Here is an 8,862-nt window from a genome sequence, read left to right on the forward strand (position 1 = left end):
AACCCATATGTGAAAAGGAGCGATTTCCGATGAGAACGCCGATTATTGCAGGCAACTGGAAAATGTTTAAGACGGTCGAAGAAGCAGTCGCATTCATCGACGAAGTAAAGGGCAAGGCCGAGGTCGAAGGCGTAGAAAGCGTCATTTGCGCGCCGTATACGAATTTGCCGGCTCTCGTGGAAGCCGTGAAAGGCACTTCTCTGAAGGTAGGAGCGCAAAACCTTCATTGGGAAGACAACGGCGCCTTCACCGGCGAGATCAGCGGCGTCATGCTTAAAAGTTTGGGCGTTCACTACGTGATTATCGGCCACTCCGAGCGCCGGGCTTATTTCGCCGATACGGACGAGACGGTTAATAAAAAAGTGCACGCCTCGTTCAAGCACGGCTTGCTGCCTATCGTTTGCGTAGGAGAAAGCTTGGAAGAGCGCGAAGCGGGCAAGACGAAGGACGTGTGCCGCGTACAGACGGAAGCGGCCTTGCAAGGCTTGAGCGCCGAGCAGGCGGCGCAAACGGTCGTCGCTTACGAGCCGATCTGGGCGATCGGAACGGGTAAAACGTCAACGGCTGACGATGCGAACGAAGTCATCGGCTATATCCGCGAGCGGATCTCGGTCCAATTCGGCTCCGACGTTGCAGGCAAAGTGCGCATCCAATACGGCGGCAGCGTGAAGCCGAACAACATTCGCGAGTTTATGCAGCAGCCGGACATCGACGGCGCGCTTGTAGGGGGCGCCAGCCTGGAGCCGGCTTCCTACATTCAGCTTGTCGAGGGGGCGCGTTAACATGTCCAGATCGAAACCGGTTGCGCTAATCATCATGGACGGCTTCGGCTTGCGCGGGGAGACGAGCGGCAACGCCGTAGCCCAGGCGAACAAGCCGAACTACGACCGTTACTTGGCGACGTATCCGCACACGACGTTGACCGCTTGCGGCGAAGCCGTAGGGCTTCCGGAAGGACAGATGGGCAACTCCGAGGTCGGCCATCTGAACATCGGCGCGGGCCGTATCGTGTATCAGGACTTGACGCGCATTTCCAAGTCGATCCGGGACGGGGAGTTTTACGACAACGAAACGCTTCTCGGCGCGATCCGCCACGTCAAGGAAAAAGGGAAGAAGCTGCACCTGTACGGGCTGCTGTCCGACGGCGGCGTGCACAGCCACATCGATCATTTGCTCGCCCTGCTGGATTTGGCCAAGAAGGAAGGCTTGACCGACGTATTCATCCACGCTTTCCTGGACGGACGGGACGTTGCGCCGGACAGCGCGAAAGGATACATCGAACGTTTGCAGGCTCACATCGCCAGCATCGGAGTAGGACGGATTGCCACCGTACAAGGCCGTTATTATGCGATGGATCGTGACAAAAGGTGGGAGCGTACGGAGAAATCTTACCGCGCGATGGTATACGGTGACGGACCGCAGTATACGGATCCGATCCAAGCCGTTGCCGAGTCTTACGAGAAGTCGGTGTTCGACGAGTTCGTGATGCCGACGGTCATCGTCGATGCGCAGGGCCAGCCGGTCGGCTTGGTCGAGTCGGAGGACGGCGTCGTTTTCTTCAACTTCCGGCCGGACCGGGCGATTCAGCTGTCCCAAGTGTTCACGAACGCCGATTTCCGCGGCTTTGACCGGGGGCCTAACGCCCCGCGCGACTTGTATTTCGTCTGCTTGACGTTGTTCAGCGAAACCGTAGGCGGCTTCGTTGCGTATAAACCGAAAGATCTCGACAATACGCTCGGCGAAGTGCTCGTCCAGAACAACATGAAGCAGCTTCGCATCGCCGAGACGGAGAAATATCCGCACGTCACGTTTTTCTTCAGCGGCGGGCGCGACGTCGAGCTTCCGGGCGAGACCCGCATCCTGATCCCTTCGCCGAAGGTGGCGACGTACGATCTGCAGCCGGAAATGAGCGCTTACGAAGTAGCGGCCGCGGCGGTCAAGGAAATCGAGGCCGACAAGCACGATGCGATCATCCTGAACTTCGCGAATCCGGATATGGTCGGCCACTCCGGCATGCTGGAGCCTACGATCAGAGCGGTTGAAGCGACGGACGAATGCATGGGACGAGTGGTCGAGGCGGTGTTGGCCAAAGGCGGCGTGGCGATTATTACGGCGGACCACGGCAACGCCGACATGGTATTTGACGAGAATGGCCGTCCGTTTACCGCCCATACGACCAATCCGGTCCCCTTCATTGTGACAGACAAATCTGTTACACTAAGGAACGACGGCATTTTGGCGGATATCGCGCCTACGATTCTCGATTTGCTGCAAGTAGCCAAGCCCTCCCAGATGACCGGTACGACGATGTTCGTTTCCAAGTGAAGATTATAATCTCCCCGGTCGCTTGACGCCGGGAAGCGTAAAGTTTGGTCTGCTCGGGTAGCGGACTGCATAATTTATTCAGGTGAAGGAGTGTTCACGAAACCATGACTATTATTTCCGACGTATACGCACGCGAGGTTCTCGATTCCCGCGGCAATCCGACTGTCGAAGTCGAAGTGTTCCTCGAATCCGGCGCGAAAGGCCATGCCATCGTTCCATCCGGAGCTTCCACCGGCGCATACGAAGCCGTCGAGCTTCGCGACGGCGACAAAGGCCGTTACCTCGGCAAAGGCGTTATTAAAGCGGTAGACAACGTGAATTCGATCATCGCTCCGGAAATTATCGGACTCGACGCTCTGGATCAAGTCGCAATCGACAACAAAATGCTCGCACTGGACGGAACGCCTAACAAAGCGAAGCTGGGCGCGAACGCGATTCTTGCCGTGTCGATGGCCGTAGCCCGCGCGGCTGCAGACGCTTTGAACGTACCTTTGTACGTTTACCTGGGCGGCTTCAACGCGAAGCAGCTTCCGGTTCCGATGATGAACATCATCAACGGCGGCGCACATGCGGACAACAACATAGACGTGCAAGAATTTATGGTATTGCCGGTAGGAGCCTCTTCCTTCAAAGAAGCGCTTCGTTGGGGCACGGAAATTTTCCATAACCTGAAGGCCGTATTGAAGGAAAAAGGATTGAATACCGCAGTAGGCGACGAAGGCGGCTTCGCGCCGAACTTGAGCTCCAACGAAGAAGCGATCCAAACGATCATCTCCGCGATCGAGCGCGCGGGCTACAAGCCGGGCGTAGACGTATTCCTCGGCATGGACGTCGCTTCCACCGAGTTTTTCAAGGACGGCAAATACCACCTGGAAGGCGAAGGCAAATCGTACACGCCTGAAGAGTTCGTAAACTTCCTCGCTTCCTGGGCCGACAAATATCCGATCGTCACGATCGAAGACGGCTGCGCCGAAGACGACTGGACCGGCTGGAAGCTGCTTACCGAGAAGCTCGGCAACAAAGTTCAGCTCGTCGGCGACGATTTGTTCGTAACGAACACGAGCCGCTTGAACCAAGGCATCGAGCAAAATATCGGCAACTCGATTCTCGTCAAAGTAAACCAAATCGGCACGCTGACGGAAACGTTCGACGCGATCGAAATGGCGAAACGCGCAGGCTATACGGCCGTTATTTCCCACCGTTCGGGCGAAAGCGAAGACAGCACGATCGCCGATATCGCCGTAGCTACGAACGCGGGCCAAATCAAAACGGGCGCTCCGTCGCGTACGGACCGCGTGGCGAAATACAACCAATTGCTCCGCATCGAAGACCAACTGGGCAGCACGGCGCAATATTTGGGCCGCGCCTCGTTCTATAACTTGAAAAACTTCAAATAAGGGCAACGGAAAGGAGGGGATTCCCGTGAGTCGGTGGATGATAACGATACTGTTTCTGGTCGGATCCGCCATCTTGACGAACTGGATCCCCTTCTCTTCTTTTTTTCGCAATGTCGACACGATGGTGCACGAGTTGGGTCATGCGGTCACGACGCTGGTGCTGTCGGGTCAGGTGTTATACATTGAGCTTTACTCGAATCACAGCGGGGTGACGTATTCGTATATCGAGCGGGGCTGGAGGACGATCCCGTTGGGCTTGTCCGGATATATAACGGCATCGCTGTTCGCCGCATTTTTGTTCAGCCTGTACGGCAAAGGCAAGCTTAAGGCCGGCTTTATCGCCATGACGCTGCTCGCCGTCGTATCGCTCGCTTTTTTCGTCAACAACTCTTTCGGCGTCATGTGGCTGATCGGATTTATGATTGTCAACGTAATCGCCATGCTGGTGCCTTTCGAATGGTTCCGCAAGTTTTACTATTTGCTCGTCTCGTTTATTTGCCTGGAAGAATCGGTCATGGGGCCGATCCATTTGATCTTGCTGTCCGTCACGAGACCGGGTCAAGCGGGCGATGCGTCCAGCTTAAGCCGGGCAACCCATATACCTGCTATCGTATGGGCCGTCTTGTTCCTTGTTATTGCGCTGTTATGCGCTCGTAAGGCGATTGCGGCTTTCGTCGGAAGAAACCGTTCCGGCCGGACGCGTTCTTCGCGTTGGGAAAGCCAAGCTTAAATGAAGTCGAGGCACCGTTCGTAACGCCGATAGTAGCGCTAGTCCGCTATCCTTGTAATTTGGCGTCCGATATGGTATATTTAATTTTGCTTTGTACTATGGCTACCGAACATGTTGATCGTAGATCATACACGTAGATACATAAGGCATTCGAACAGGAGGTGGATCAGATGGAAATCTTCTTGAAAATTTTGCTGGTCATTGCGTCGATCGGGCTGATCGCCGTTGTGCTTCTGCAAAAAGGAAAGAGCGCGGGACTCTCGGGCGCCATCTCCGGCGGTGCGGAACACCTTTTCGGCAAGCAGAAGGCGCGCGGTCTGGAGTTGCTTCTTTCCCGGGTAACGGTCGGATTTGCGGTTTCGTTCTTCCTGTTGTCCCTTATCGTCGCATACGTCGTAAAATCCTAAAGATCGAAACGAACGCAGCAGGGGTGCAAGTGCTCCTGCTGCTTTTTTAGTTGGCGGAAGCCCGGGCGAAAAGAAGGCGGATCGTATTCGCGTAGCGCTTCCCATTTATGGGTAATGATTTGAAAGGGCTTAAAGTTGCAATGGAAGCTCTTCGAGGGGGTTGAGCGTTTCGAAAACGTCAATACTACGTAGAGAGAACTTATTTTCTAATGAGACAGGTGAACATTGATGATAACAAAAGAAGAACTGCTCGATTTCATGCGCGAGAAGGCATACAAGCCTATGACGTATCAGGAGCTGGAGAAAAATTTCGACATCGGCGACGCGGAGTCGTTCAAGCAATTTCTGAAAATGCTGAATCAGCTCGAGGAGGCCGGAGAAATTATCCGGACGCGCACGGAGCGTTACGGTGTGCCGGAGCGGATGAATTTGCTGAAGGGCAAGCTGCAGGCGCATGCCAAAGGCTTCGGCTTCCTGCTGCCCGACGACAAGGAGCACCCGGACGTCTACATTCACGCCAACGATATGAACGGCGCGATGAACGGGGACATCGTATTGGCGAGAATTACGTCCAAAAGCGCGGCCGGGGGCAAGCTGGAGGGAGAGGTCGTCCGGGTCGTTACCAGAGCGATAACGCAAATCGTCGGAACGTTCCAAAGCTTCGAAAGCTATGCATTCGTCATTGCGGACGACAAACGGATCACCAAAGATATTTTTATCCCGAAGGAAGCTTTCCAAGGTGCCGTGACGGGGCAAAAGGTCGTTGTCGATATCGTCCAATATCCGGAAGGACGCGCTGCAGCCGAAGGACGGATCGTCGAGATTTTGGGCCATAAGGATGACCCGGGCGTGGATATATTATCGATCATCCGCAAGTACCAGCTGCCGGAGGCGTTCCCGGACGAAGTGCTGGAAGAGGCGGAGCAAGCGCCCGATTCCATCGCGGAAGAGGAGCTACAAGGGCGCCGGGATTTGCGGAGCAGACGGATCGTGACGATCGACGGCGAGGATGCCAAAGATTTGGACGATGCCGTTAACGTGGAGAAACTGCCGAACGGCAACTATTTGCTCGGCGTACATATTGCCGACGTTAGCTATTATGTACGGGAAAACTCCGCGCTCGACCGGGAAGCGTACAACCGCGGGAGCAGCGTTTATTTGGTTGATCGTGTCATCCCGATGCTTCCCCACCGATTGTCGAACGGGATATGCAGCTTGAATCCGAAGGTGGACCGGTTGACGATGTCCTGCGAGATGGAGTTCGACGGCAACGCACATCTCGTTCGCCACGACGTTTTCACCAGCGTGATCAAGACGACGGAGCGGATGACTTATACGAACGTCCGCAAAATATTGCGCGGCGAAGACGAAGAGGTTACGGAGCGTTACAAGGATTTGGTCGATTTTTTCAAGCTGATGGAAGAGCTGGCAATGAAGCTTCGCGGCAAGAGAATGGGCCGCGGCGCGATCGACTTCGATTTCCAGGAAGCGAAAATACTCGTCGACGAGAACGGCAAGCCGACCGACATTGTCAAGCGGGAGCGTTCGATCGCGGAGCAAATCATCGAGGAATTTATGCTAGTAGCCAACGAAACCGTTGCCGAGCATTTCCATTGGATGAAGGTGCCGTTTCTGTACCGGGTCCATGAAAACCCGGACGGCGACAAGCTGCAGCATTTCATGGAGTTCATTACGAACTTCGGTTACGTGGTGCGGGGTAAAGGCAATACAGTGCATCCGCGCGCTCTTCAGACGTTGCTGGAGGAAATACGCGGCACGAAAGAAGAGACGATCATCAGTACGGTCATGCTCCGTTCGATGAAGCAGGCGCGTTACGACGCGAGCAGCCTGGGCCACTTCGGGCTGGCGGCCGAGTTTTATTCGCACTTCACTTCGCCGATCCGGCGTTATCCGGATTTGATCATTCATCGCATTATCCGCGAGGTGCTGGAAAGCGGCGCGCTGTCGGAGAAGCGGCATGAATATTTGTCCGGAAGGATGGACGATATCGCGCGCCAATCGTCGGAGCGGGAGCGTCTCGCGGTAGATGCGGAGCGCGACACGGAGGCTTTGAAGAAAGCCGAATATATGCTCGACAAAGTGGGCGAAGAGTTCGAGGGCATGATCAGCAGCGTGACCAACTTCGGCATATTCGTCGAGCTGCAGAATACGGTGGAGGGTCTTATCCGGTTGAGCGATCTGCATGACGACTACTACCATTACCATGAGATGCAGCATGCTCTGATCGGCGAGCGGACGTCCAAAATATACCGGATCGGGGACGATGTCAAAGTTCGCGTAGTCCGGGTCAATCTGGATGAGCACAACATCGATTTCGAGATGGTGGACGCGCAGCCTCGCCAGCAAAAGGTCAACTTCGTGGACGGCAATCGAGGGCGGCGCGGCAAGCAGGTCGGCGACGAAGGCCGTGAGCGGGAACGCGGCCGCGGCGGACGAGGCGGCGTGGACGCTTGGGGCTTCAGCCGCGGCAACGGCAACGCGGGCGGTGCGGCCAAGCGAGGCGAGCGCGGAGCGGCGGCTGGCGAGGGCGGCAAGGCCGTCGGCGCGGACGGCGGCGGAGGCGAGTGGACGAACGTGCGGCCGGACCGGCGAGGTTCCGGAGCCGGAGGCAGCCGGGGCGGCGGACGCGGGCGTGCGGGGGCTGCCGGCGGCAGCTCGCGAGGCGGTGGCGGCGGAAGCGGAGGCAAGCGGCCGGGAGGCTTCGGCGCGTCGCGCAAGCCGAAAGGCGGCGGCGTGAAGGGCGGGGCGCTGGCAGGAGCGAAGAAGCGCGGGAAAAAATAACTATAGCGATAGGCTCGCATTGATTTTGACCGGTGAAGTTGATACAATGAACTCCTAGCATAGTGAGAACGGCAGCGGACGGCCCGCCCGGGGCGTCCGTTCCTTCTGGCGAAAGGAGGGAACCGGATTGAGCAAGAAAAGCGACGGCAAGCTGCTCGCGCAGAACAAGAAAGCGTCCCACGACTATTTCGTCGAGGATACGTATGAAGCGGGTCTCGTATTGACCGGCACCGAGATCAAGTCGCTGCGGGGCGGTCGGGCGAACATTTCGGACGCGTTCTGTACGATTCGGAATGGAGAAGCGTTTATCAACAACATGCACATCAGCCCGTTTGCGCAGGGCAATCGCAGCAATCCGTCGGACCCTACCCGAGCGAGGAAGCTGCTGCTCAAGAAAGAACAGATTCACAAGCTGCTCGGGCTCGCCAAGCAGCAAGGCTATACGATCGTTCCGCTCAAGGTGTATGTCCGCAACGGATACGCCAAGCTGCTGATCGGCATCGCCAAGGGCAAGAAGCAGTACGACAAGCGTGAAAGCGACGCCAAGCGCGATGCGCAGCGTGACATCCAACGCGCGCTCCGCGAGAAGCAGAAGGTCGCGCGGTAACATGGACTGAAGTTGAGAAGGGCGATATAGTTTCCATGGCAAGACTGCCAAGGTGCGCTATCGTTTCCATCAACAATCCGTCGCACGGGCCGGAGATTGTGTTATAATACAAATACGGCGATGAAATGCGCCGTCGGTTCGGCTCCGTCAAGCCGCTTAGCGAAGCACCTCGTTCCAGAACGACGAGACGACTTCCGATCTCGGGGGCGTTTTTGGATTCGACGGGGATAGTTCGAGCATGAGTAGCGGGTAGTGGGGCTGCGTCCACTATAAAACGCGAACGCCAATTAACTGGCAAACAACAACCAAAACTCGCTTTCGCAGCTTAATAACCTGTGACGCGGCTTCTACCCTGCATCGCCCATGTGCCGGGATAGGGGCTCAACCTTAGTGGGATACGCTGTCTAGTCTCCGCCTGGGGCTAGCTGAAGAAGACAATCAGGCTGACCCAAAGGGTAGTCGGTTACAGGACGACTCTAGGGTGACATCAAATCTGTAACTACACCCGTAGAAGCTGGTGTGGCGTTATCTTCGGACAGGGGTTCGACTCCCCTCGCCTCCATACCAAACAAGAGCACCCGTAAGGGTGCTTTT

Annotated in this window: 7 protein-coding genes and 1 other RNA gene; all 8 read left to right on the top strand. The window is 56.2% G+C overall.

Annotated elements, in window-relative coordinates:
* Positions 1 to 29 precede the first annotated feature (29 nt).
* The 8 genes from tpiA to ssrA all read left to right on the top strand — a co-directional run bounded on the left by tpiA (position 30) and on the right by ssrA (position 8,833).
* Positions 30 to 782, top strand: a complete 753-nt coding sequence (tpiA, locus tag FE784_RS34920) for a triose-phosphate isomerase (protein ID WP_139606874.1) — start codon at positions 30 to 32, stop codon at positions 780 to 782.
* A gap of 1 nt (position 783) precedes the next feature.
* Positions 784 to 2,325, top strand: coding sequence for a 2,3-bisphosphoglycerate-independent phosphoglycerate mutase (gene gpmI / locus FE784_RS34925; protein ID WP_139606875.1), 1,542 nt, complete (start codon positions 784 to 786; stop codon positions 2,323 to 2,325).
* 104 nt (positions 2,326 to 2,429) lie between these two features.
* Positions 2,430 to 3,722 carry a phosphopyruvate hydratase gene (gene eno / locus FE784_RS34930; RefSeq protein ID WP_139606876.1) on the top strand — a complete coding sequence of 431 codons (1,293 nt, stop codon included), beginning with the start codon at positions 2,430 to 2,432 and terminating at the stop codon, positions 3,720 to 3,722.
* A gap of 25 nt (positions 3,723 to 3,747) precedes the next feature.
* Positions 3,748 to 4,452 (top strand): M50 family metallopeptidase, encoded by a 705-nt coding sequence (locus FE784_RS34935; protein WP_139606877.1) that lies wholly within the window; start codon positions 3,748 to 3,750, stop codon positions 4,450 to 4,452.
* A gap of 170 nt (positions 4,453 to 4,622) precedes the next feature.
* Positions 4,623 to 4,859 carry a preprotein translocase subunit SecG gene (gene secG, locus FE784_RS34940; protein ID WP_138879145.1) on the top strand — a complete coding sequence of 79 codons (237 nt, stop codon included), beginning with the start codon at positions 4,623 to 4,625 and terminating at the stop codon, positions 4,857 to 4,859.
* 228 nt (positions 4,860 to 5,087) lie between these two features.
* Positions 5,088 to 7,661: a ribonuclease R gene (rnr, locus tag FE784_RS34945; RefSeq protein WP_139606878.1), complete on the top strand. Its 2,574-nt coding sequence runs from the start codon at positions 5,088 to 5,090 to the stop codon at positions 7,659 to 7,661.
* A 127-nt stretch (positions 7,662 to 7,788) separates the two neighbouring features.
* Positions 7,789 to 8,268, top strand: a complete 480-nt coding sequence (smpB, locus tag FE784_RS34950) for an SsrA-binding protein SmpB (RefSeq protein ID WP_139606879.1) — start codon at positions 7,789 to 7,791, stop codon at positions 8,266 to 8,268.
* A 202-nt stretch (positions 8,269 to 8,470) separates the two neighbouring features.
* Positions 8,471 to 8,833: a transfer-messenger RNA gene (ssrA, locus tag FE784_RS34955) on the top strand.
* Positions 8,834 to 8,862: the final 29 nt, after the last annotated feature.

Source organism: Paenibacillus hemerocallicola (genome assembly GCF_006265175.1).
Lineage (GTDB): Bacteria > Bacillota > Bacilli > Paenibacillales > NBRC-103111 > Paenibacillus_AB > Paenibacillus_AB hemerocallicola.

Coding starts and splice junctions, on each gene's coding strand:
- secG (WP_138879145.1), top strand. CDS start 4,623: ATGGAAATCTTCTTGAAAATTTTGCTGGTCATTGCGTCGATCGGGCTG.
- gpmI (WP_139606875.1), top strand. CDS start 784: ATGTCCAGATCGAAACCGGTTGCGCTAATCATCATGGACGGCTTCGGC.
- tpiA (WP_139606874.1), top strand. CDS start 30: ATGAGAACGCCGATTATTGCAGGCAACTGGAAAATGTTTAAGACGGTC.
- eno (WP_139606876.1), top strand. CDS start 2,430: ATGACTATTATTTCCGACGTATACGCACGCGAGGTTCTCGATTCCCGC.
- rnr (WP_139606878.1), top strand. CDS start 5,088: ATGATAACAAAAGAAGAACTGCTCGATTTCATGCGCGAGAAGGCATAC.